At 58.6% G+C, this 20,989-nt stretch carries 24 protein-coding genes and 1 tRNA gene; 5 read left to right on the plus strand and 20 right to left on the minus strand.

The window, feature by feature from the left end:
- From COA55_RS04100 to COA55_RS04120, 5 genes are all read right to left on the minus strand, one after another.
- Positions 1–492: DUF1365 family protein (locus tag COA55_RS04100; protein WP_290500747.1), on the minus strand; the 492-nt coding region annotated here is incomplete at its 3' end.
- Entirely contained in the window at positions 492–1,760 is a 1,269-nt protein-coding gene (locus tag COA55_RS04105; protein WP_290500748.1) for an FAD-dependent oxidoreductase, read from the minus strand. The genes COA55_RS04100 and COA55_RS04105, both read right to left, overlap by 1 nt.
- Positions 1,757–3,259: a deoxyribodipyrimidine photo-lyase gene (locus COA55_RS04110; protein WP_290500749.1), complete on the minus strand. Its 1,503-nt coding sequence runs from the start codon at positions 3,257–3,259 to the stop codon at positions 1,757–1,759. Before COA55_RS04110 ends, COA55_RS04105 begins: the two co-directional genes overlap by 4 nt.
- Entirely contained in the window at positions 3,256–4,158 is a 903-nt protein-coding gene (locus COA55_RS04115; protein WP_290500750.1) for a MerR family transcriptional regulator, read from the minus strand. Before COA55_RS04115 ends, COA55_RS04110 begins: the two co-directional genes overlap by 4 nt.
- Positions 4,155–5,162 (minus strand): DUF523 and DUF1722 domain-containing protein, encoded by a 1,008-nt coding sequence (locus COA55_RS04120; RefSeq protein WP_290500751.1) that lies wholly within the window; start codon positions 5,160–5,162, stop codon positions 4,155–4,157. Before COA55_RS04120 ends, COA55_RS04115 begins: the two co-directional genes overlap by 4 nt.
- Positions 5,163–5,385: 223 nt before the next feature.
- Between COA55_RS04120 and COA55_RS04125 the strand changes: the two genes are divergently transcribed.
- The gene (locus COA55_RS04125; RefSeq protein ID WP_290500752.1) at positions 5,386–5,778 is read left to right on the plus strand and encodes a DUF2493 domain-containing protein; all 393 of its coding nucleotides are present in this window, start codon (positions 5,386–5,388) and stop codon (positions 5,776–5,778) included.
- Between the two features lie 95 nt (positions 5,779–5,873).
- On the opposite strand, the gene COA55_RS04130 is transcribed toward COA55_RS04125, so the two are convergent.
- The 15 genes from COA55_RS04130 to aspS all read right to left on the minus strand — a co-directional run bounded on the left by COA55_RS04130 (position 5,874) and on the right by aspS (position 17,667).
- A tRNA-Lys gene (locus COA55_RS04130) sits at positions 5,874–5,949 on the minus strand.
- A gap of 72 nt (positions 5,950–6,021) precedes the next feature.
- Positions 6,022–6,690, minus strand: a complete 669-nt coding sequence (gene queC, locus COA55_RS04135; RefSeq protein WP_063518860.1) for a 7-cyano-7-deazaguanine synthase QueC — start codon at positions 6,688–6,690, stop codon at positions 6,022–6,024.
- 73 nt (positions 6,691–6,763) lie between these two features.
- Positions 6,764–7,405, minus strand: a complete 642-nt coding sequence (gene queE / locus COA55_RS04140) for a 7-carboxy-7-deazaguanine synthase QueE (RefSeq protein WP_290500753.1) — start codon at positions 7,403–7,405, stop codon at positions 6,764–6,766.
- Between the two features lie 101 nt (positions 7,406–7,506).
- On the minus strand, positions 7,507–8,259 hold the full coding sequence (gene ybgF, locus COA55_RS04145) for a tol-pal system protein YbgF (protein WP_290500754.1): 753 nt from the start codon (positions 8,257–8,259) through the stop codon (positions 7,507–7,509).
- 15 nt (positions 8,260–8,274) lie between these two features.
- Complete coding sequence (pal, locus tag COA55_RS04150) at positions 8,275–8,847, minus strand: peptidoglycan-associated lipoprotein Pal (protein ID WP_007150084.1); 573 nt, start codon at positions 8,845–8,847, stop codon at positions 8,275–8,277.
- A gap of 45 nt (positions 8,848–8,892) precedes the next feature.
- Complete coding sequence (gene tolB, locus COA55_RS04155; protein WP_231880713.1) at positions 8,893–10,215, minus strand: Tol-Pal system beta propeller repeat protein TolB; 1,323 nt, start codon at positions 10,213–10,215, stop codon at positions 8,893–8,895.
- The gene (tolA, locus tag COA55_RS04160; protein WP_290500755.1) at positions 10,212–10,994 is read right to left on the minus strand and encodes a cell envelope integrity protein TolA; all 783 of its coding nucleotides are present in this window, start codon (positions 10,992–10,994) and stop codon (positions 10,212–10,214) included. The genes tolB and tolA overlap by 4 nt, the downstream gene beginning before the upstream one ends.
- Positions 10,987–11,424, minus strand: a complete 438-nt coding sequence (gene tolR, locus COA55_RS04165; protein WP_063521412.1) for a protein TolR — start codon at positions 11,422–11,424, stop codon at positions 10,987–10,989. Before tolR ends, tolA begins: the two co-directional genes overlap by 8 nt.
- Positions 11,425–11,426: 2 nt before the next feature.
- Positions 11,427–12,113, minus strand: coding sequence for a protein TolQ (gene tolQ, locus COA55_RS04170; protein ID WP_063538870.1), 687 nt, complete (start codon positions 12,111–12,113; stop codon positions 11,427–11,429).
- Complete coding sequence (gene ybgC / locus COA55_RS04175) at positions 12,106–12,549, minus strand: tol-pal system-associated acyl-CoA thioesterase (RefSeq protein ID WP_290500756.1); 444 nt, start codon at positions 12,547–12,549, stop codon at positions 12,106–12,108. Before ybgC ends, tolQ begins: the two co-directional genes overlap by 8 nt.
- The gene (gene ruvB, locus COA55_RS04180; RefSeq protein WP_290500757.1) at positions 12,542–13,570 is read right to left on the minus strand and encodes a Holliday junction branch migration DNA helicase RuvB; all 1,029 of its coding nucleotides are present in this window, start codon (positions 13,568–13,570) and stop codon (positions 12,542–12,544) included. The genes ybgC and ruvB overlap by 8 nt, the downstream gene beginning before the upstream one ends.
- A 111-nt stretch (positions 13,571–13,681) precedes the next feature.
- A complete protein-coding gene (ruvA, locus tag COA55_RS04185) occupies positions 13,682–14,284 on the minus strand; it encodes a Holliday junction branch migration protein RuvA (RefSeq protein ID WP_063519570.1) in 603 nt (200 codons plus the stop codon).
- A 41-nt stretch (positions 14,285–14,325) separates the two neighbouring features.
- Positions 14,326–14,844: a crossover junction endodeoxyribonuclease RuvC gene (gene ruvC / locus COA55_RS04190; protein ID WP_290500758.1), complete on the minus strand. Its 519-nt coding sequence runs from the start codon at positions 14,842–14,844 to the stop codon at positions 14,326–14,328.
- Positions 14,845–15,066: 222 nt separating this feature from the next.
- The gene (locus COA55_RS04195; protein WP_063519568.1) at positions 15,067–15,804 is read right to left on the minus strand and encodes a YebC/PmpR family DNA-binding transcriptional regulator; all 738 of its coding nucleotides are present in this window, start codon (positions 15,802–15,804) and stop codon (positions 15,067–15,069) included.
- A gap of 99 nt (positions 15,805–15,903) precedes the next feature.
- Positions 15,904–17,667, minus strand: coding sequence for an aspartate--tRNA ligase (gene aspS / locus COA55_RS04200; RefSeq protein ID WP_290500759.1), 1,764 nt, complete (start codon positions 17,665–17,667; stop codon positions 15,904–15,906).
- A 379-nt stretch (positions 17,668–18,046) separates the two neighbouring features.
- Here aspS and COA55_RS04205 point away from each other — a divergent pair, with 379 nt between their 5' ends.
- The 4 genes from COA55_RS04205 (at position 18,047) to COA55_RS04220 (ending at position 20,902) form a co-directional block, all read left to right on the plus strand.
- Complete coding sequence (locus COA55_RS04205) at positions 18,047–18,421, plus strand: HU family DNA-binding protein (RefSeq protein WP_063519566.1); 375 nt, start codon at positions 18,047–18,049, stop codon at positions 18,419–18,421.
- A gap of 138 nt (positions 18,422–18,559) precedes the next feature.
- Positions 18,560–18,859 carry a PA4642 family protein gene (locus COA55_RS04210; RefSeq protein WP_290500760.1) on the plus strand — a complete coding sequence of 100 codons (300 nt, stop codon included), beginning with the start codon at positions 18,560–18,562 and terminating at the stop codon, positions 18,857–18,859.
- A gap of 194 nt (positions 18,860–19,053) precedes the next feature.
- Positions 19,054–20,274, plus strand: coding sequence for a hypothetical protein (locus tag COA55_RS04215; protein WP_290500761.1), 1,221 nt, complete (start codon positions 19,054–19,056; stop codon positions 20,272–20,274).
- 10 nt (positions 20,275–20,284) lie between these two features.
- Positions 20,285–20,902: a class I SAM-dependent methyltransferase gene (locus COA55_RS04220; protein WP_290500762.1), complete on the plus strand. Its 618-nt coding sequence runs from the start codon at positions 20,285–20,287 to the stop codon at positions 20,900–20,902.
- The last annotated feature ends 87 nt before the right edge of the window (positions 20,903–20,989 follow it).

The raw sequence follows: 20,989 nt of genomic DNA on the forward strand, positions 1-20,989 counted from the left end.
GAAAGCCTTGGGGTGATCAACCACCAGGGCGTCGTTATCACCACAAGAAAACGTGAGCGGGTAAAAGTGGCGCTCACGCCAGGGGGTATTCTGCACCTCGGCAATCATGCTGTCGGGCTGGCTTTGCCCTTCAGGAAAATGCAGGTACAGCACCAGCGGATTGAACAGGGAACCAAACGTACGCCACTGCCCCAGCATAAAGGTCCGCCCCCGGGACCAGTCCAACCCCAGAGTGGCGGCTTTTTGCTGCACTTTTTCCGCCAGCGGCACGCAACGGTCATCCAGGTAGTCCCGGTCACGGAACGTTACCGGTCGCCATGCCCGGCCCCAGGCCCAGTGTCGTCCCAGCAACTCATCAATTTTTTCCAGATCGCACCAGACCATCCACAGCGGGTAGTCAAAGCGATGCGTAAAGGGTTGCAAGCGCTGATGCCAGACCCGCCCCTGTGCAATGGCACAGGACATTACCGCCTGCTCTGCCGAGGCACGCATTACGCAGCACTCCCCGGCTGCGCTGTGCCAGCAATGCCTTCCACCACGTTCAACGCAGACACCACACCATCTTCATGAAAGCCATTGCGGCACCAGGCACCGGCAAACCAGGTACCCCGTTTGCCGTTTTCTTTCAGCAATTGCTCCCGGGCCGCCACGGTGTGCGGAGTGAACAACGGGTGCGCAAAACGGTAGCGGGCCAGGATCTGTTCTTCATCAATAAGATCTGTGGCATTGAGCGTCACACAGAACGTTTCCGGGGCGCTGATGCCCTGCAGGATATTCATGTTGTAGGTCACCTGAACCCGCTCCTGATCCTGTTCAAACAATAGAGCATTCCAGCTGGACCAGACCCGCTCGCGACGGGGCAAAAGCCGGGTGTCCGTGTGCAAGACCACCTCGTTATCCTGATAACCCAATTGCGACAAGGCGTCTTTTTCTCGCGCATCCGGATCATCCAGCAATGCCAAAGCCTGGTCGCTGTGGCAGGCCAGCACTACCTGGTCAAAGTGCTGCTCTTTGCCCTGTGCGGTGACGTGCACCCCGTGATGATCTCGACGTATCCCCTGCACCGGTGTGGCGATATGGAACGCGGCATCACAACCGTCCACCAGTGGCTGCACATATTGATTGGAGCCACCCGGCACCACAAACCACTGCGGGCGATCATTCAGCGACAGCAGGCCATGGTTCTGGAAAAACTGGATAAAGAATCGGGCAGGAAACACCTCCATCTGCTCCAGTGAGCAGGACCAGATAGCCCCGCCCATGGCCAGAATATAATCCCGGCAAAAGCGCTCACCGTAACCGTGCTCACGCAAATATTGCCCCAGCGGAATGTCTCCCTCTGCGCTATTGAGCAAGGCCGGCGCCTGCTTGTTGAATCGCAAGATGTCACCAATAAAGCGCCAGTGTGATGGGCTGAACAGGTTGCGTTTTTGGGCAAACATGCCCCCCAGCCCGTCGCCACAATATTCCAGTCCGTTCTTCTGGTCGCTCACCGCAAAACCCATGGGCGTCGGTTGCCCCTGTATGCCCAATTCATCCAGCAGGCGCAGATAGTTCGGGTAGGTGCGGTCATTGAAGACGATAAATCCCACATCAATCCCGTACTCCCCGTGGGGCCGGGAAACCGGCACCGTACAGGTATGGCCACCCAGATAGTCATTGGCTTCAAACACCTCAACCTGATGGCCCGCTTTGGACAGATACCAGGCTGAGGTGAGCCCACTGATCCCGGCTCCGACGATGGCGATACGCTGACTCATGCCTTTTCCTTTTTGCTGTTACCCATGTTGTTTTCCATAGCCGAGCCCATGGATTGCGCCTGATCAAACTGTGTCTTGGCCGCCTTGAACGCGGTGGTCACCCGCTCACGCACCCCGGCATGGGGCACGATGGGTGGCGGATAATCCGGGGCCAGTAACGGTTGCTTCCAGGGCTCATGGATTTGCTTGCTGTCCAGCCCGTTTAGTTCCGGCACCCAGCGGGCAATAAAACGTCCCTGTGCATCAAAACGCTGGCTCTGGCGCACCGGGTTGAAGACCCGAAAATAGGGCACCGCATCCGTGCCCGCCGACGCGCTCCACTGCCAGCCCCCGTTATTGGCGGCAAAATCCCCATCCATCAGGTGTTCCATGAAAAAGGCTTCTCCGCGACGCCAGTCCAGCCAAAGATGCTTGCTGAGAAACATGGCTGTCACCATACGCAGCCGGTTGTGCATCCAGCCGGTGGCAACCAGCTGACGCATGGCCGCATCCACCAGCGGGTAACCGGTACGCCCTTCGCACCAGGCGGTGAAGCGTTCGTCATCCTGGTCCCATTGCAACAGATCGGTTTCGGGTCGGAATGCCTGGCCGCGGCTGACACGGGGAAACTGGGCCATGATCTGCCGATAGAAATCCCGCCAGGCCAGTTCACCAATCCAGCATGCGGCACCGTCACGGCTTCCCGCATCTGCCATGGCCTGACTCGCCGCCCGGTAACAGCTGGCCACGGACACGGTCCCAGCGGATAACGCCGCCGACAAACCACTGGTGCCCGCAATATTGGGAAAATCCCGCTGGCGGCGATAACCCTCCAGTGATTGCTCCACAAACTGGTCGAGCTGCTGCCAGGCAGCCTCTTCTCCAGATTGCCACTGTTGCGTTAAGGCCTCAGGTACGCTCAGGGATTTCAGGGCCCTGTCCACCACCGCAGCCCCGACAAAGTTACCGCGGTGATCAGATTCTGGCGGAGCCGGCGTCACCACCGGGTGATGGTCCGCCATCCAGACATCCCAGCGTTTCTTGTAGGCACCAAACACCGTGTAGGGGGTGCCTTTTCCGGTACGCAATGCGGCAGGCGGCACCAACACACCATCGTCGAATCCCTGCAGGCAAACACCCTGCCCACGCAACCGCTCTGCCACCGCTTTGTCGCGCTGTTTTTCGTTCAATGGGTACTCACGATTGCAGTACAGGTGTGTCACACCGTGCTCTTGGGCAAACCGGGCCAGCACCTCCGGCACCGCAGCAAAGGTATCTGCCTCCAGCACATGCAGATCAATCCCGCGGCGGGCCAGTGCCTCCCCCAGCTCACGGACACTTTCCAGCACATACCAGCGCCGTAACGGCGCCACTTGATGGCGATCCCACTGCCCCTGGCACAGGCAGTACACCGCCAGTGCCCGTGGCCCCGATGACCGCTCTGACGATTCCGACAGGGCGGCCTGCAAGGGCGAGTGCGCGGCCACACGCAAGTCATTGCGATACCAGACCAGATTCATACGTGACTCCAGGATTGCTGCAGACGGTCCAGCTCACTCGCCAGCGCCTGGCGGCGCCCGCTGAGCTGCGACACTTGCGTCGGCAACGGCATTGAGGACAAATCCAGGCCCCAGCAGGCTTCACTGAGGCCGCGGGCAGTGGCCATACCGATTGGCTGACGCTCCACCGCCGTCGGCCAGCGATCCACCACCCAAAGCACACCACCCGCTCGCCCTGCCATACCTTCCACGACACTGCGTGCCTGGCCCGCAGCCAGGTTAGCGGCCAGGCACCAGAGGGGGCGGTTTAATACCATCGCCAGTTCCAGGGCCGGCAAAGCGCCCCCCACCGGCACCAGCAGCCAGCCGGCCTCCCGGCGCCGGGGCGCCAGCGACAATGCCCGCGACGACCACTTAGCCATAAGCACGCTATCCAACACCGTCAACAACCCGGCCAGCGACGGCGTCCCCGCCAGGCGCGCCCGCAATGGATCACAAAACTGCTCCAGCACCAGCGCATGGCTGTAATCGTTCAGCAACCCGTTGAGCAACTGCTCCAGACGGCGGGTATTAAGTGATTCCAGCGCCGTCATGGCCGCAACGGCAGCCTCCTGCCAGGGGCCATCTCTCGACTCATAGCGAGCACTGGCCGCCGTGTCCGGCTGGGCCAGCAAGCCCGCCACCTGACTGATCGGTACGCCCCGCTCCAGCCACTGCTGAATCTGCTGGATACGGGCCATATCGACCTCGCTGTAACGCCGGTGGCCTTTTTCGGTCCGGCCAGGGGACAGCAAGCCATAACGGCGCTCCCAGGCCCGCAGGGTGACCGCCGGAATACCACAGCGGCTGCTCACCTGCTGAATACTGACGCCATCGGCTTGCGGAGCAAGCAGCGGGGAAACTTCCACCGAGTCACTCATACCCGGTTTCTCAGCCCCAGCGGATCGGGGTACGGCGACAGATAACGCTGCTGGGCCAGGTACGGCTGGTCCGTTTTGCGCAGCGCCCCGCGCAGCAACGTCATCGGCACCACCAGGGGCACCTCTTCACGCAGGTAGGCATCAATCTGCTCGTTGATCAGTGCCCGGTCGGCATCTCCCAGGTCCTGGCGCAGAAACCCGGCCAGGTGCTGCAAGGTATTCACGTGCGCCCCGCGGGAGACCCGCTTCTTCATGGCGGTCATAACCGCCTGGATATAATCCCCGGCAATCTCGTCCAGCGGGCGCGCCTTCATGTCCGCCAGCATGGGACCCAATTCACGGTAGGTTTTCTGACAATGCGCCAGTAGCTGGAATTTGTGTCGGCTATGGAAGGCGATCAGTTGCTGGGCAGTAAGCCCCCGCTCCATCATCTGGCACCAGTCGTCATACAGAAAAACGCGCTCAATGAAATTCTCCCGCAAGGTCGCATCATTCAATCGCCCCTCTTCTTCCAGCGGCATCAGCGGGTAGCGCTCTGCCAGCGCCGCCGCGAACAACCCGCTGGCATCACGGCGCTGCACATTGCCGGCAGCGTTATAAACACGGATTCGCTCCATCCCGCAGCTGGGGGATTTGGCCATCAGGATATAACCGCGCAGGGGCGCCAGAGACGGCAGCGTACGGTCAATGAAATCCTGCATCAGCGCGGTGCAATCGCGTTCCCCGTCCGTGGTGAGCAGGCGCAGGGCCTCGCTGCCCGGCTCCGGTTCTGTCTGGGCCGGCTCGACAAGATGCATGGCCTTGCGAGGCGCCGGCATGCCCGCCCCCATTTCCGGGCACAGCGAGCGGAATTCAAAGTACGACGACAGCACCTCGGTACAGTAGCGGGAATGCTTGTGCCCCTTGTCATGACGCACTTCCAGGCCCATCAGACAAGCACTGATCCCCACCGGAATACGCACCCCGGGCAACGTCGACAACGATGATGATTGAGCACTGTCCATGGAGCGACCTCACTGGTTGCAGGAAAGAGCATCACGATGCATGGGCTCTTCCAGGTTGTACACGAAGAAAATCTTGTACAACTTTAACCTGTCACTCTGTCAACGACCTGTGAATGCGGCCATCCACCTATCCATCACGTGCCTGCAAGACAACAATCACAAAGATGCAATCGCTGAGCCCTATGCTTATACTTCCCGCAACACTGACATTATGGACAGTATAATGCGTATTCTTGTCTGCGGTGGCCGCGATTTTGACAACCATGCCCTGCTGGAGCAGACCCTCTGCCGCCTGCACCGGAATGACACCCTAAGCCTGTTGATTCACGGCAACGCCAGCGGCGCCGACCGCCTGGCAGGCCAGTGGGCCCACAACCACGGCATCGACCAGGTGAGCTACCCCGCCAACTGGAAAGCCCATGGGCGGGCCGCCGGCCCCATGCGTAACCGCCGCATGCTGCATCATGGTCGCCCACAGGGCGTCATCGCCTTCCCTGGCGGGCGTGGCACTGCACACATGGTGGAGCTGGCTGAATTGGCTGGCCTGCCCGTGTGGAAGCCTGCGGAGGAACACGACAACCGCTTGTTTCAACGCACGGGAGAACTGCAGCGCTGATCGATCGCAGCCCGCACAGAACATCGGAGGAAGGGAGAAGAGAAGCCGGGAGGCTGAAACGAAAAAGGGCCCGCCGTAGGCGAGCCCTTTAAATATGGTGGGTCGTGCTGGATTCGAACCAGCGACCAATTGGTTAAAAGCCAACTGCTCTACCAACTGAGCTAACGACCCGCTCCCGAAGGAGGCGCAAATAATACGGATTTATTTCTGGGTGACAAGGGGTTAACCGAAATTTTTTCCGCTTTATTGATAGTTTGTTGGATCTTTAACCAATGCATCCTCGAACCCCTGGCTGCGCAAGCGGCAACTGTCGCATTTGCCACAGGCATTGCCATTCTCGTCAGCCTGATAGCAGGACACCGTGAGCCCGTAATCCAGCCCCAGCGCGACCCCCTGCTGAATAATCTGCGCCTTGCTCAGGTGCATCAACGGGGTCTCGATCTGCATCGGCCGGCCTTCCACCCCGGCCTTGGTGGCCAGGTTGGCCATGGACTGGAACGCCTCGATAAAGGCCGGGCGGCAATCCGGGTAACCGGAATAGTCCACCGCATTCACGCCAATAAAAATGGCTTGTGCATCAACCACTTCCGCCAGACCCAACGCCAATGACAGGAACACGGTGTTGCGCGCCGGCACATAGGTCACCGGGATGCCTGCGCCACCGTCTTCCGGCACATCGATAGAATGATCGGTCAGGGCGGAGCCGCCGATATTGCCCATGCCCAGCTCAATAACGCGGTGGCTCAGTGCCCCCAGCGCCCCGGACACCTGCACCGCCGCATCCAGCTCCGAGCGGGTGCGCTGGCCATAATCAAAGGCGATGGTATGGCATTCATAGCCCTGGTCCCTGGCAATGGCCAGGCAAGTGGCAGAATCCAGGCCACCGGATAGCAACACCACGGCTTTTTTCATGGCAAGGCTCCTTAATTACTCATTACTTGAAGGCTCTCGGGCTTTACGTCAGGCATCGTGCATCTGGCACCAATCAACGCCCCCGGGCATCATTCCAAAGGTATTTATGCAGCTGTAACTGAAAACGGACCGGCAAGCGATCTGCCACAATCCAGTCCGCCAATTCTCCCGGCGCCAGACCGTCCTGCACCGGCGAAAACAGCACATCGCTGACCCGTTTATGCAGCTGGTGCTGGTCCAGCATGAAACGCGCCCAGTCATAGTCCTTGCGATCCGCCAGCACGAACTTCACTTGATGGTGCGCCTTGAGCAGGGGGATATTCTCCAGACGATTGTTGTGCTGTTCCCCGGAGCCCGGCGCTTTCAGGTCCATGACCACAGAAACGCGCTCATCCACTCCGGCAATATCCATGGCACCACCGGTCTCCAGGCTCACCTGGCAACCGTCATCACACAGCGCCGTAAGCAACGGCAGGCAATTCGGCTGGGCCAGCGGTTCGCCACCGGTCACCGTCACGTAGTGCGCCCCATGGGCGGCTACCTGCTCGCGAATCGCCGCCAAGGTCCATTTCTCCCCTCCGGAAAAGGCATATTCCGTATCACACCAGACACAGCGCTGCGGGCAGCCGGTCAGGCGCACGAATACCGTCGGGCAGCCCACGGTGCGGGATTCACCCTGTAGGGAATGGAAAATTTCGGTAAGACGGAGTTCCACAACATCTCCTGAGGGCCCCTTAATCGTCGGCTGGGGCGGAAATGCGCGGATTCTATCACCTTTACCGGCCTCTGTGCCGCCGGTAAAGGGACAGGAACGGGTTACGGGTTGAGCTGGTCCAGCAGGCTCTTGGCCTGGCCGGCTTCGCTGCTATCCGGGTATTGCTTGATCAGCTTGTGCAAATTGACCTTGGCGGGCGAAACCTCACCGGCCTTGGCCTGCATGACGGCCAGAATATAGAGGCTTTTCGGGGCCTTGCTATGGTCCGGGTAATCGTCGGCCACCGCCTGAAAATGGCCTTCCGCCTTCTTCAAATCCGGCTCTTTCTGGTCACTGTATAGCTTGCCCGCCCAGAAATGGGCGTTGGCCCGGGACATTCCCTGCGGGAATTCACCCAGATACGCCTCGAAACCGGCAATGGCACCCTTGAAGTCACCACTGACCAATTTGTCTTTGGCGGCATTGTAGGCGGCACGGTCCGCTTCCGGGTCATTATCCCCTTCAGCGCCGTCCTCTGGCTGCTCGGTCTGTCCCCGCTCAGCCAGCGTATTAATTCGGGTATCCAGATCCAGATAACGTTCACGCTCGGCTTCCTTGAGAGTGGAAAGCTCGTGGCGCAGTTCTTCCAGCTGACCCTGCAGCTGCTGAATCTGTTCTTCAAACTGTTGCTGCTGTTGCATCAACACCATCAACCCATCCTCGTTCACCGCAGCAGACGGTGTGGAGGTATTGCGCATTTGCGATTGCGCCTGGGCGAGGCTGCGCTCTTCAACGGCCAGCGGCCCAGTGCTCTGTGCATGCGCACAGAGCACCAGGGAGCTGAGCATCGCGCCTGCGAACAGGCGCGCTGTCATCACTACCTTCATGCCTTACGGACGGCCGGACAGGTAGTTGATTTCTACGCGGCGGTTCTTGGCCCAGTCCATTTCACCGTGGCCAAAGGCTGCCGGCTTCTCTTCACCGTAGGAAACGATTTCCAGCTGTGAGGAAGCAACACCTTGTACGCGCAGGAACTTCTCTACCGCTTTGGAACGACGCTCGGACAGAGCAACGTTGTATTCACGGGTACCGCGCTCATCAGCGTGACCTTCCAGACGAATTTTCGCGTTAGCGTTGTTCTTCAGGTAAGTCGCGTGGGCACGCAGGGTTTCGAAAGCCGCAGCCGGAACGGTGTTGCTGTCGAACGCGAAGTAGATAACGCGAGAATCGGTAGTACCGTCATAGTTGGACGGATGGTTGTAGAAGTTGTCAGCAGTCAGCGGGATGCTGCTGGTGTCCGGCTTAACCGGCTCTGACGGCTCAACCGGAGTCACCGGAGAAGTGTCAGTCTGCTGAGACATGTTGTCAGTGGCAGAAGTATCGTCTTCAGTCGGGGTGCTGGAACAGGCTGCCAGGGCAGCTGCCAACACAATGGCAAACAGCGGGTTAAGTAATGAACGCATGCGAAAAGCTCCTATAATTTCCTAGTATTGGACTCCGAGAACCACTCAGAGGAACGGCGACCATGCCGGTTCTCTGACTTCCCCTTCCTTCGACGGCAGCTCAACTTTCACTCTGCCATCGATGGATACGGCTTCCAGAACCCCCGTTCCCCCGTGTTGCGTCCCGTAAATTACCATACTTCCATTGGGCGCAACACTGGGCGATTCATCCATATCGGTGCGGGTCACAATATTAAATGTGCCGCGCTGGAGGTCCTGCACACCGACATTGAAATTTCCATTTCGCCGGTGCACATAAACGAGATAGCGACCGTCGGGGGTGACATCCGAGCGCGCATTATAGGCGCCCTGGAACGAAACCCGCCGGACCGACTTATCATTTATGTTCAGTTTGTAAATCTGTGGGCCACCGGAACGGCTGGAGGTAAACACCAGGTGCTCACCATCCGGTAACCAGCGCGGCTCGGTATCAATGCCGTAATTGTTGGTTAACCGGGTCAGTGCCTTGGTCGACAGATTCAACATATAAATTTCGGGATTACCGTCCCGCGACAACGTTAACGCCAGCTTCTGGCCATCCGGTGACCAGTCAGGGGCACCGTTGATGCCGCTGAAACTGGACACTTTTTCCCGCTCGGTGGTGGCCAGGCTGTGAATATAAATGGCCGGGCGTCCCTGGTCTTCAAAAGAAACGTAAGCAATTTTCCTGCCATCCGGTGACCAGGTAGGGCTCATGATCGGCTCTTTACTACGCAGAATCGTGGTCACACGATGGCCATCCGCATCCGCATATTGCAACTGATACGGGTTGGCATCATGACGATTGTGTGTCACATAAAGAATCTTGGTGGAAAAGGCACCGGGAATACCGGTGAGCTGTTCATAGATACGGTCACTGATGGCATGGGCCACATCGCGCAGCTGCGACTCTGGCGGACGGTAGGTTTCCGACATCAGTTTTTTCTGCCGGGCCACATCGAATAGCGCATAGCTGACTTCATAACCACCGGTTTCCTGGCGCTTCATGCTGCCCGTGATCACGTATTCCGTGCCCAGCACCTTGAAGTCCCGGTAGATCATTTCCTGTTCATTACGGGGCCGACTGAGCATGTCTTCCGGCGGCAGCGGCTTGAACTGGCCACTGCGATGCAGGTCGGCCTGAATAATCTCGGACACATCTTCCGGCGCATTTTGCGCGCCATCAAAGGGCACGACTGCGATCGGCACCGCGTCCACGCGCCCTTCTGTTACCTTGATCAACAACTCAGCCTGGGCATTTACCATCCACAGGGCGGCCATCAGGGCGATGCTGACTTGTGTCCACACTTTGCGTTTACAGGTTTGCTGCATCCTTAACACACTTCTCATTGTGCAACTCCAGGATCAAATTCGATCACCAGTGAGCGAAACTGTTCGTTAAACAGCTGGCCATCCGGTACCGGTAGCGGGCTGGCCAACTTGACGGCATTCATGACCGATTCGTCGAAATCCGGGTAACCACTGCTTTGTGCCACCGATACATTGATCACTTCACCGCCCGGGATCATCTGTATTTTAACCCGCGTGGTGATGTCATCCCGGTTACGGTAATTGCCGGGAATCCGCCAACGCTGCCCCACATGGGCGGCGATGGCGTCGGTAAAACTGGCCACTTCAGCGTCAGCCTGATCCGCATTGCTGGCCGCTTCCTGATCGGGCTGATCAGACGCCTTGCTCTGCCTGTCCATTTCCAGCTCTTCCTCGGCCAGCATTTCTTCCACGCTGGGAGTGTCAATGTCAGGCACCGCCGGTTTCGGATCCGGTTTGGGCGCTGGCTTCGGGTCCGGCTTCTTCACCGGATCCGGTTTCTTTTCCGGCGCCGGCTTGGGCTTGGGTTTTGGCGCGGGCTTGGGCTTTGGCTCCGTTTTCGGTTCAGGCTTGGGTTTCGGTTTCGCAGCAGGCTTGGGCGTCGGCTTCACTTCTGTTTTCGGCTTCGCCACGGGCGCTTTCTGTTGTTTCGAGCGCTCCACCATGGTGGCCTTTACATGAGGCGGCACCACGGGGGCCTTGTGCAGAGACGGGTCCGTGCTCCAGCTAAACACCAGCAACCCGAATACCAGCAGGTGGATAAACAGCGTGAACAGCAACCCAACGCGGCGATCACTCATTGCGTCCCTGCGGTTCTGTCACCAACCCCAGCTGGGAAATACCCGCTTCCTGTAACGCGCCCATCAGCGATACCACCCGGGCGTAGGCCACGTTGCCATCGCCTTCCACCAGAAACAGGGTGGATGGTTTATGCTTGTGGATGCGTAGCACATGGCCTTTCACCGTCTCCAGGCTGGACGACTTCTGGCTCTCGCCACCCACATCAATGAAATAACTGCCATCGGCGGTAACGGAAATGATCACCGGTTCGTTCTTGGTGGTATCAATGGGATCGCTGTTACTGTCCGGCAGGTCCACATTGATGCCCTGGGTCATCATCGGCGCCGTGGCCATGAAGATCACCAGCAGTACCAGCATCACATCGATGTAGGGCACCACGTTCATCTCGGCAACGAGCTTGCGCGGCACCCGTATCTTTACGCCGCTCATGCTCATGCTCCGCGCCCGTGGGCCTGACGGTGGAGTACGGAAGAAAACTCTTCCGCAAACATCTCATTTTCCGTCAGCAGGGCGTCGCTCTGGGCGGAGAAGCGGTTATAAGCCATCACCGCCGGGATCGCCGCGAACAGGCCAATGGCCGTGGCAATCAGCGCTTCTGCGATACCCGGGGCCACCACACTGAGGGTCGCCTGCTTCACGTTGGCCAGCGCCATAAAGGAGTTCATGATGCCCCAGACGGTACCAAACAGGCCCACATAGGGACTGGTAGAACCGACCGTGGCCAGAAACGGCAAGTGTTTGGTCAGGCGAGTCTGCTCACGCTGCAGGGCCACGCGCATGGCCCGTTGAGCACCATCCATGACCGCTTCGGCACCACGGGTACTTTTGGAAAGCCGAACAAATTCCTGAAAACCGGCACGGAAAATGGCTTCAGTGCCGGAGTCCACATCCGGGTCCTTGCGGCTCTGGTTGTAGAGGGACGCCAGATCATCGCTGGACCAGAACTTTTCCTCAAAGGCACGGCCCGCACGATGGGCACGGCCGAGCACCCGGAAACGGCCCACAATCATGTACCAGGACGTCAGTGACGCCAGAATCAACAGCGCCATCACCAGCTGCACCACCACGGTGGCATTGCTGATCAAACTGACGACAGACATGTCGGATGCCTCAACCATGTAGCCCTTCTCCTTTGCTGGCCGCGCTAAATTTTTTATACAGTGACGGCGGAAGTGCCGACGGCTTCAGGGTATCGGCGCTCACGCAGGCCACTTTAATCTCTGCCTGGCAGATTAAGGCGCCCGTTTTACGCACCTGCTGATCAAACACCAGCGTGGCCTTACCCAGTTTTTTCAATGAGGCTGTCACCGTCAGCGCATCATCAATACGTGCCGGTTGGCGATACTGCACATTGGCGGAATGCACCACAAACTGAAAGTTTTCATCCGCCAGCGCATAATGCTGATAGCCCAGCGTGCGCAGAAACTCGGTGCGCGCCCGCTCCATGAATTTCAGATAATTCACGTAATAGACAATGCCACCAGCATCAGTGTCTTCGATGTAGACGCGCACCGGCAGGGTAAATTCCCCGTTTTCCTGATCTTTTTCAATCATTAAACAAATCACCGTCACGGCGGGGACGCTGCAGGCCAAAATGGCGCCAGGCATGATTGGTCACCGCCCGCCCGCGCGGGGTGCGCTGAATGAAGCCCTGCTGAATCAGGTAAGGCTCCACCACCTCTTCCAGGGTGCCGGAGTCTTCATTGAGCGCCGCCGCCAGGGATTCCAGCCCCACCGGCCCGCCATCAAATTTGTGCATTATCATGTCCAGCAAGCGGCGGTCGGTGCCATCCAGGCCACAACTATCCACTTCCAGCATGTCCAGAGCCCGCTGAGCGATGTCTTCGGTAATGCGGCCATCGCCTTTCACTTCGGCGTAATCACGCACTCGGCGCAACAGGCGATTGGCAATACGGGGGGTTCCCCGGGCCCGGCGTGCCACTTCCAAGGCTCCCGCCTTTTCAATGGGGATGGCCAGGATGTCGCAGGCGCGGCTGACAATGTCGGACAGGTCATCCACGGAATAGAATTCGAGGCGTTGCACAATGCCGAAGCGATCGCGCAATGGAGCGGTGAGCAAACCGGCGCGGGTGGTCGCCCCCACCAGGGTAAACGGCGGCAGATCCAGCTTGATCGAGCGAGCGGCCGGGCCTTCACCGATCATGATATCCAGCTGATAGTCTTCCATGGCCGGGTAGAGAATTTCCTCTACCACCGGAGAGAGGCGGTGGATTTCATCCACAAACAGCACGTCGCCCTCTTCCAGATTGGTCAGGATAGCCGCCAGATCTCCGGCTTTTTCCAACACCGGACCGGATGTGGACTTGAGTTCGCAGCCCATTTCACGGGCAATAATGTGCGCAAGGGTCGTCTTGCCGAGACCCGGCGGGCCAAAAATAAGGGTATGGTCGAGCGCTTCATCGCGGCCGCGCGCGGCATCAATAAAGATTTCCAGGCGCTCGCTGACTTTCGCCTGCCCGTGATAATCCGCCAGGCTGGCCGGGCGAATGGCCCTGTCCTGTTGCTCTTCGTGGCTGCCAACCGCAGCCGCGGTAATGACTCGTTCGTTATCCATGCCTGCGGCGGGCTTGCCTCTACATCGTTGAATGTGGCTAGCGTAGCGCACCCTGATACCGAACTGCTATTACTGTTATCACAAAGTGAAGGGCGACATCAGGGTATCGCGCTAGCGGGCCAGGCTTTTGAGCGCCTTGCGGATTAATTGTTCACTGCTGAGGCCATCCTCATCCGCGGCTTTGGCCACCGCCGCGGATGCATCCTTGTTGCGATAGCCCAGCGCTTCCAGGGCGGCAATGGCATCGCTACGGGCGTCATCGGGCTGTCGGGTATCCACCAGACCGGGCAGATTCACCGGGCCGCCGTCAATTTTGTCGAGCCGATCGCTCATTTCGATCACCAGCCTCTCGGCGGTTTTCTTGCCAATGCCCGGCACCTTCACCAATGAGGTCGTGTCCTGATCCTGAATACAGCGTGCCAGTCGATCCGCTTCGATGCCGGACAGAATCGCCAGGGCCATTTTCGGCCCCACGCCGTTTACCTTGATCAAGGCGCGAAACAACTCTCGCTCATAACGGTCGGCAAAGCCATACAACAGCTGGGCGTCTTCGCGGACCACAAAATGGGTATGCAGGGTCAATTCTGCGCCCGCGTCGGGCAGGTCGTAGAACACGGTCATGGGGGCTTCCACTTCGTAGCCAACGCCGCTCACATCCAGCAGCAATACCGGAGGGCGTTTTTCCAGCAAGGTTCCGCGAAGTTGTCCGATCATGGGGTTATCCGTGTTGTTAACGTGTAATTAAAGGCGCCAGCTTAACGAAGCCGCCCTCGCCTGACAGCCGTGGCACCGCCCATTCTGGCCAGAGAAACACGCATATGCGCATGGCAGAGGGCGATGGCCAACGCATCGGCAGCATCTTCCTGGGGGCGCTGTTCCAGCTTCAACAGGTACTTCACCATTTCCCCGACCTGGTTCTTTTCCGCGCCGCCTTTACCGACCACCGCCTGTTTTACCTGGCGAGCGGAATATTCGAACACCGGAACATGGGCCTGCATAACCGCAGCAATGGCAGCCCCCCTGGCCTGGCCCAGTTTCAGGGCGGAATCCGCATTGCGCGCCATAAAGACTTTTTCAATGCTGACTTCCGCCGGGCCGAATTCTTTCACCACCTGATCAATGCCCGCGAATATTTCCCCCAGGCGCGGCGGCATCTCCTTGTGGGTGGTAGCGATGGTACCGAATGCCACGGCCCTGGAACGATTACCCACCTGCTCCACCAACCCGTAGCCGGTACGACGCGAGCCGGGATCGATACCTAAGATAAGCGCCATATTTCTCTGACCGATAATGAAAAGACAGCTGCCTGATAGCTGGCCCAGTTCTACCCGAGCACTGTCCAAATGTCCAGCTTCTAGCTTCTAGCTTCTAGCTTCTAGCTTCTAGCTTCTAGCAAGATTGTGGCCCGGCACCAAAAATGCACAAGCTGAATAACAAAAACCCCGACATAGCGGGGTTTTGGTTTTCCTCGTGGCTAGCAGCTCGCAGCTAAATCGCTATTCTTCCGGCGCCGGCCAGCTGGCGTTGGTATAGACGTTCTGCACGTCATCCAGATCTTCCAGCATGTCGATCATCTTCTGCACGGTTTCCGCAGTATCGGCATCCATTTCCGCTTCCGTGGACGGGTGCATGGTGACTTCCGCTTCGGCGAACTCCAGCCCGGCTTCGCGCAGGGCATCAACCACTTCACCGAAACTCTTGTCCGGTGTGGTGGTGACCACAAAGCCGTCATCGCCCACTTCTTCCACGTCTTCTGCGCCAGCTTCCAGAGCCACTTCCATCAACTTCTCTTCGTCTACCCCCGGCTCAAAGAAAATTTCGCCACGCTTGGTGAACAGGAAGGCCACAGAACCGCTGGTACCCAGATTACCGGCGAACTTGGAAAAGGCATGGCGCACTTCGGCCACGGTGCGGTTCACGTTATCGGTCATGGTTTCTACCAGGACCGCCACGCCGCCCTTGCCGTAGCCTTCATAGGTGATTTCGTCCATGTTGCCGTCGTCATCACCGCCGGCACCACGCTTCACGGCCCGGTCGATGGTGTCGCGGGTCATGTTCTGCCCCAACGCCTTGTCGATAGCCGCGCGTAGACGCGGATTATCGTTGGGTTCGCCGCCACCCATCTTCGCGGCCACGGTGAGCTCACGAATCAGCTTGGTAAAAATCTTGCCGCGTTTGGCATCCTGGGCCGCCTTGCGGTGTTTGATGTTGGCCCACTTACTATGTCCTGCCATATTACCTCCGCCAGCACGCAGCACGCGTCACGCAACACATTTGCGGCACGCTTGTTTGCGTGAAGCGTGCTGCGTGGTGCATGCCTGCGTCTTTCTATATCAACCTTCTTCTTTTCGTACCTGTACGCCCACTTCACGCAGCTGCTTGTTGTCCACCGGTGACGGCGCGTTGGTCATGGTGCACGCTGCGGTCTGGGTCTTCGGAAAAGCAATCACGTCACGGATCGACTCACAGCCGGTCATCAGCATGACCATGCGATCCAGACCGAACGCCAGACCACCGTGGGGCGGCGCGCCGTACTTCAAGCCGTCGAGCAGGAAGCCGAACTTCTCGTCCGCTTCTTCATCGGAAATGCCCAGGGCTTCAAAGACCGTGCGCTGCATGGCCGGGTTGTGGATACGGATGGAACCGCCACCCAGCTCGGTGCCGTTGAGCACCATATCATAGGCCCGCGACAGCGCTTCTGCCGGGTTGCTCTTGAGTTCTTCCGCGCTACAGCTGGGCATGGTGAAGGGGTGATGCAGAGCGTGGTACTGCCCTTCGTCTTCCTCGAACATGGGGAAGTCCACGACCCACAACGGTGCCCACTCGCCTTCAACCAGGTTCAGGTCGTGGCCCACTTTAACGCGCAGGGCGCCGAGGGCTTCGTTGACGATCTTGGCCTTGTCGGCACCGAAGAAGATCAGGTCGCCGGTCTCGGCGCCGGTGCGCTCAAGAATGCCCTTGATGGCATCCTCAGTGAGGAATTTCAGGATCGGCGACTGCAGGCCTTCTGCGCCAGCGGCCAGGTCGTTGACCTTGATATAGGCCAGCCCCTTGGCGCCATAGATGCTGACAAACTTGGTGTAGCCGTCGATATCCTTGCGCGACAAGGAGCAGCCGCCCGGTACACGCATGGCCGCCACCCGGCCTTTCGGATCGTTGGCCGGGCCGGAGAATACCTTGAAGTCCACACCGGCCAGCAGATCGGCGATGTCGATCAGCTCCAGCGGGATACGCAGGTCCGGCTTGTCGGACCCGAAGCGCTGCATGGCTTCTGAGAACGGCATGCGCGGAAACTCCGGCAGGTCCACCGCCAGCAGCTCTTTAAATACCGAACGCACCATCCGCTCGGTAATCCCCATGATGTCTTCTTCCTCTACAAAGGAAGCTTCCAAATCAATCTGGGTAAACTCCGGCTGGCGATCGGCGCGCAGGTCTTCGTCACGGAAACACTTGGCAATCTGGTAGTAACGATCAAACCCCGCCACCATCAACAGCTGCTTGAACAGCTGCGGAGACTGCGGCAACGCAAAGAAGCTGCCGGGATGGGTTCGGCTGGGCACCAGATAATCACGGGCACCTTCCGGGGTAGCGCGGGTCAGGATCGGGGTTTCCACGTCCATGAAGCCTTCGCCTTCCAGGAAGGCACGGACCACGTGGGTCAGGCGCGAACGAAACTGGAAGTTTTTCAACACTTCCGGGCGACGCAGGTCCATGTAACGGTACTTGAGGCGCACCTCTTCACCGGCGGCGGAATGGGCATCCAGCTCGAACGGCGGCGTCTCGGCTTCATTGAGGATAGTCAGTTCCTTGCCCAGCACTTCGATGTCACCGGTGGACATCTTGCTGTTACGCACCGCTTCGTCACGCATGCGCACCCGGCCGCTCAGGCGCACGACATACTCGCTGCGCACTTTATCGGCCAGGGCAAAAGCTTCCACCGTATCCGGGTCGAAGACCACCTGCACCAGACCATTGCGATCGCGCAGGTCGAGGAAGATCACCCCACCATGGTCACGGCGGCGACTAACCCAACCGCAAAGCTCTACTGTTTCTCCGTCGTGGGAGGCTCGCAAATCACCGCAATAATGGCTTCGCATGCTTAACGTCCGCTTCTATTCTGATTACGCCGTCCGGCTCATTGAAGGCGATCCCAGGCTCGCTGGAACCTGCCCCGACGCCGGACCACTGAAAAAGGCGCCACAGTATAGCGATTCAACCGTCCCCGAGCCATGCCAGACGGCGATTCACTGCCAAACGGGCCACATGCCTACCTAATTTCACAAAATACCTTGAAAAATAGTGTCTCAACGCCTTGTGCCCTGAAAATCCATGACATATAAAAGATGCGAACCCTATCAGGGGGCCACTGTGTTGTGCAGTCCAGGGCCATACCTGACAAGGAAGCACCGCCGGTTATCCGCACCATTGCGGAACCAATACAACATCAGGAAGACACCAATAAGGGGTAAGCAATCCATGGCTGCAAAGAAAAAGACAGCTGCTAAAGCATCCAGCGCTACAGCGGCTCGCAAGGTGAAAACCATCACCGAACCGATGAACAAAACCCAGATCGTTAACCAGATCAGTGAAACCACCGGCCTGACCAAGAAAGACGTCAACGCGGTTTTCGACGAACTTGCCGATATCATGGAAGGTCACCTGAAAAAGCGTGGCGCTGGCCAGTTCACCCTGCCGGGCCTGCTGAAAATCGTGACCCAGAAAAAACCCGCCACCAAAGCACGCAAGGGCATCAACCCGTTCACCGGGGAAGCCACCACCTTCGCAGCCAAACCTGCCCGCACCATGGTCAAGGTTCGCCCGCTGAAGAAACTGAAAGATATGACCGCCTGATTCATGCTCCACCACCGGGTGCCTGGCGCCCGGTGGGCTCTCCCCGCCCATTTCATCGCGCCACCCCTGACTTTGCCCCACGCTGGCCCCCAAAGGCCGCAAGCCTCTATAATGCCGCCGCATACGGAGGAGACCCCCATGGCTGAACGTAAAGACAAGCAGAAGGTGATCGGCGAGCCGATGACCGATGAACAGATTGCAGTATTTCTCGATTTCCCTCCTGAAGAGGGTGTAAACGGGGACTTCCACTTGCTGGAAAAAGCGTACCGCGCCCTTCGCGCGGAGGATTTCGCCCGCTTTCTGACGTTTTTCAAGGACCAGAACCGGGATCTGGATGCCCGCGACCCACAAGGTCGCACGCTGCTGGATCAGATTGCCCAACACCCGAAAAGCAGCGATTACGCGCAGGCCCTGCGCGATGCCGGCGCCACCGCCTGATTCCCGCCCCTCCCCTCACCTGCCCGGTGCAAACCGGGCAGGCATAACAACGTTACACTCCAGTCAGCAAACTCATACTGACCAGAACTTGTTCACATCCCGCCCGCATGGCATTGTTATGCCATACAGGGCTATCGGGGCCCGGCGAACCTGTTCGCCTACAAACACAACAACAACAAGAGCTGTAAAACACCATGGCAGCATATTCTGTACCGTTCTGGCGCTCTCTGTGCCTGATCGCGCTCTGCGCTATCAGCTTGCAACTCCATGCGGCCCGCGATGACGAGGCCGACGACGAAATGGACGAAGTCACCCCGGAAGAACTGCAAATGCAGGAAATCCCGGTGGATGAACGTATTTTCGTCGAAAAATGGAACGAGGTGCCCTACAAGAAAAGCTACTTCACCTATACCGACAAGCAGATCCGCGACAAATGGGAATACCTGATGCGCGGCTTGAAGGTGCCCTACCCATCCGCCGCTTACATGAAGGAACAGTTCGAAAAGTACCCCTTCATGAAAGAGGATATCAAAGACTGGAACGGTGATTATCAGGTGCTGGAGGCTCGCAGCCTGCAGGTATGGCGCAAGTTCTTTGCCGGCGACTTCCAGGAAGCACGCGAAGAAGGCCTCCAGCTTGGCCCTATCGGCAAGATTCCTGCCCTGTTTTCCCAGCTGATGTACGCCATCTACCTGGCTGATCGTCAGAGCACCAAATACATGATGCTCCAGGACGTGGCCAACCAGGCACAAGAGTACTTTGATGACATGGAAGAAGCGGCCGACGATCCTGCGGTGGCCCCCATTGTCGCCTCGGTGAAACTCGGTTACGCCTACGCCATTGCCCGCATCGCGGAAGAATCTCCGGTGCCGATCGTGGTCGCCCGCCGTTATATCGGCAAGATCAAGAACAGCGCTGAGGAAGTGGTGGAGATCATGCCCGATCAGCCGCTGGCCCATGCTTTCCGCGCCGGCGTGGACGCCGGTATCATGCGCCGGGTGGGCAAGTTCACCGGCCGCATGACCTACGGCGCACGCACCACCACGGTGGAAGAATCCTTTGCTGACGCCCTGACGCTGGCCCCGGATATTCCCATCGTCAATTACGAATACGCCAACGCGCTGATCTACATGAATCGCAAGCGTGACCTGAACGAAGCGATCAGCTACCTGGAAAAAGCCATGAAGATCCGTCCGGAATTTTCCATGGATGCGCTGGATGTCATGTACTCCTACAAGCGCCTGCAGGAAGTGCGCCTGTATGCGCTTAACTTCCGCAGTTTCCGCAAGTTCGAAAAACTGCGTCGCAAGTTCAGCAAGAAAACAGACCGGAACCTGACCAGCATTATCAGCGACCCGCTGAGCATGGATATGCTGAACAACCCGGACAAATACATCCTGCCAGAGCGCAACTAACAGGCGACACATGTCCCTCTACGAAGACAAGCTGTTCCCGGTATTACTGGATTGGGCCACCCGTCCGGTCTACCGGGACCGGCAACGGCTGCTGGCCCAGGCCAGCGGCCGGGTATTGGAGCTGGGCGTCGGCACCGGCGCCAATTTCCCTTTCTACAGCCATACCGCCACCGAAATTCATGGCATCGAGCCGGCCCGCGGGCTACTCACCCTGGCCCGCGACAGTGCACAACAATGCGATGCCCCTGAACGTTTTCACATCCAGGAAGGCGATGCTCAACAGCTGCCCTACCCGGACCAGCATTTCGATACGGTAATTGCCTGCCTGGTGTTCTGCACCATTCCGGACCCGGACCTGGCGGCGCGGGAAGCCTTCCGCGTCCTCAAACCCGGCGGTACCCTGCTGTCACTGGAGCACGTACTCAGCGAACGCCCCTGGATTCAGCGCCTGCAAAAAACGCTTAACCCGGCATGGAAACCGCTGGCATGCGGTTGCCAGCTCACCCGCGATACCGCTCGTATTTTCCAGCGCGCAGGCTTTCAGGCCGAGACGGCCCGCCAGCACCGCCATCCCAAACTGCCCGCCTTTGCCGGCGAGTTATACGAAGGGCGACTGCTGCGCCCTTGAAGAACAGTAGAAAGTTCAAAGTGTAAAGTTCAAACGCGATGATAACTTCGTGCCGACGCTGAAAAGCGTTCCTTCGCGCTGCGGTAC

The organism is Alcanivorax sp. (assembly GCF_002733835.1).
GTDB lineage: Bacteria > Pseudomonadota > Gammaproteobacteria > Pseudomonadales > Alcanivoracaceae > Alcanivorax.

Bases quoted from the DNA above. Each gene is read 5' to 3' on its own strand.
- queC (WP_063518860.1), bottom strand. From the start codon at position 6,690: ATGAAAAAAGCCGTGGTGTTGCTATCCGGTGGCCTGGATTCTGCCACT.
- tolA (WP_290500755.1), bottom strand. From the start codon at position 10,994: ATGAGTGATCGCCGCGTTGGGTTGCTGTTCACGCTGTTTATCCACCTG.
- ybgF (WP_290500754.1), bottom strand. From the start codon at position 8,259: ATGACAGCGCGCCTGTTCGCAGGCGCGATGCTCAGCTCCCTGGTGCTC.
- COA55_RS04120 (WP_290500751.1), bottom strand. From the start codon at position 5,162: ATGGACAGTGCTCAATCATCATCGTTGTCGACGTTGCCCGGGGTGCGT.
- COA55_RS04195 (WP_063519568.1), bottom strand. From the start codon at position 15,804: ATGGCAGGACATAGTAAGTGGGCCAACATCAAACACCGCAAGGCGGCC.
- tolB (WP_231880713.1), bottom strand. From the start codon at position 10,215: ATGAGAAGTGTGTTAAGGATGCAGCAAACCTGTAAACGCAAAGTGTGG.
- COA55_RS04105 (WP_290500748.1), bottom strand. From the start codon at position 1,760: ATGAGTCAGCGTATCGCCATCGTCGGAGCCGGGATCAGTGGGCTCACC.
- ruvC (WP_290500758.1), bottom strand. From the start codon at position 14,844: ATGGCGCTTATCTTAGGTATCGATCCCGGCTCGCGTCGTACCGGCTAC.
- COA55_RS04215 (WP_290500761.1), top strand. From the start codon at position 19,054: ATGGCAGCATATTCTGTACCGTTCTGGCGCTCTCTGTGCCTGATCGCG.
- COA55_RS04205 (WP_063519566.1), top strand. From the start codon at position 18,047: ATGGCTGCAAAGAAAAAGACAGCTGCTAAAGCATCCAGCGCTACAGCG.
- ruvA (WP_063519570.1), bottom strand. From the start codon at position 14,284: ATGATCGGACAACTTCGCGGAACCTTGCTGGAAAAACGCCCTCCGGTA.
- COA55_RS04115 (WP_290500750.1), bottom strand. From the start codon at position 4,158: ATGAGTGACTCGGTGGAAGTTTCCCCGCTGCTTGCTCCGCAAGCCGAT.
- COA55_RS04110 (WP_290500749.1), bottom strand. From the start codon at position 3,259: ATGAATCTGGTCTGGTATCGCAATGACTTGCGTGTGGCCGCGCACTCG.
- pal (WP_007150084.1), bottom strand. From the start codon at position 8,847: ATGCGTTCATTACTTAACCCGCTGTTTGCCATTGTGTTGGCAGCTGCC.
- COA55_RS04220 (WP_290500762.1), top strand. From the start codon at position 20,285: ATGTCCCTCTACGAAGACAAGCTGTTCCCGGTATTACTGGATTGGGCC.
- COA55_RS04210 (WP_290500760.1), top strand. From the start codon at position 18,560: ATGGCTGAACGTAAAGACAAGCAGAAGGTGATCGGCGAGCCGATGACC.
- tolQ (WP_063538870.1), bottom strand. From the start codon at position 12,113: ATGGTTGAGGCATCCGACATGTCTGTCGTCAGTTTGATCAGCAATGCC.
- aspS (WP_290500759.1), bottom strand. From the start codon at position 17,667: ATGCGAAGCCATTATTGCGGTGATTTGCGAGCCTCCCACGACGGAGAA.
- ruvB (WP_290500757.1), bottom strand. From the start codon at position 13,570: ATGGATAACGAACGAGTCATTACCGCGGCTGCGGTTGGCAGCCACGAA.
- ybgC (WP_290500756.1), bottom strand. From the start codon at position 12,549: ATGATTGAAAAAGATCAGGAAAACGGGGAATTTACCCTGCCGGTGCGC.
- COA55_RS04125 (WP_290500752.1), top strand. From the start codon at position 5,386: ATGCGTATTCTTGTCTGCGGTGGCCGCGATTTTGACAACCATGCCCTG.
- tolR (WP_063521412.1), bottom strand. From the start codon at position 11,424: ATGAGCGGCGTAAAGATACGGGTGCCGCGCAAGCTCGTTGCCGAGATG.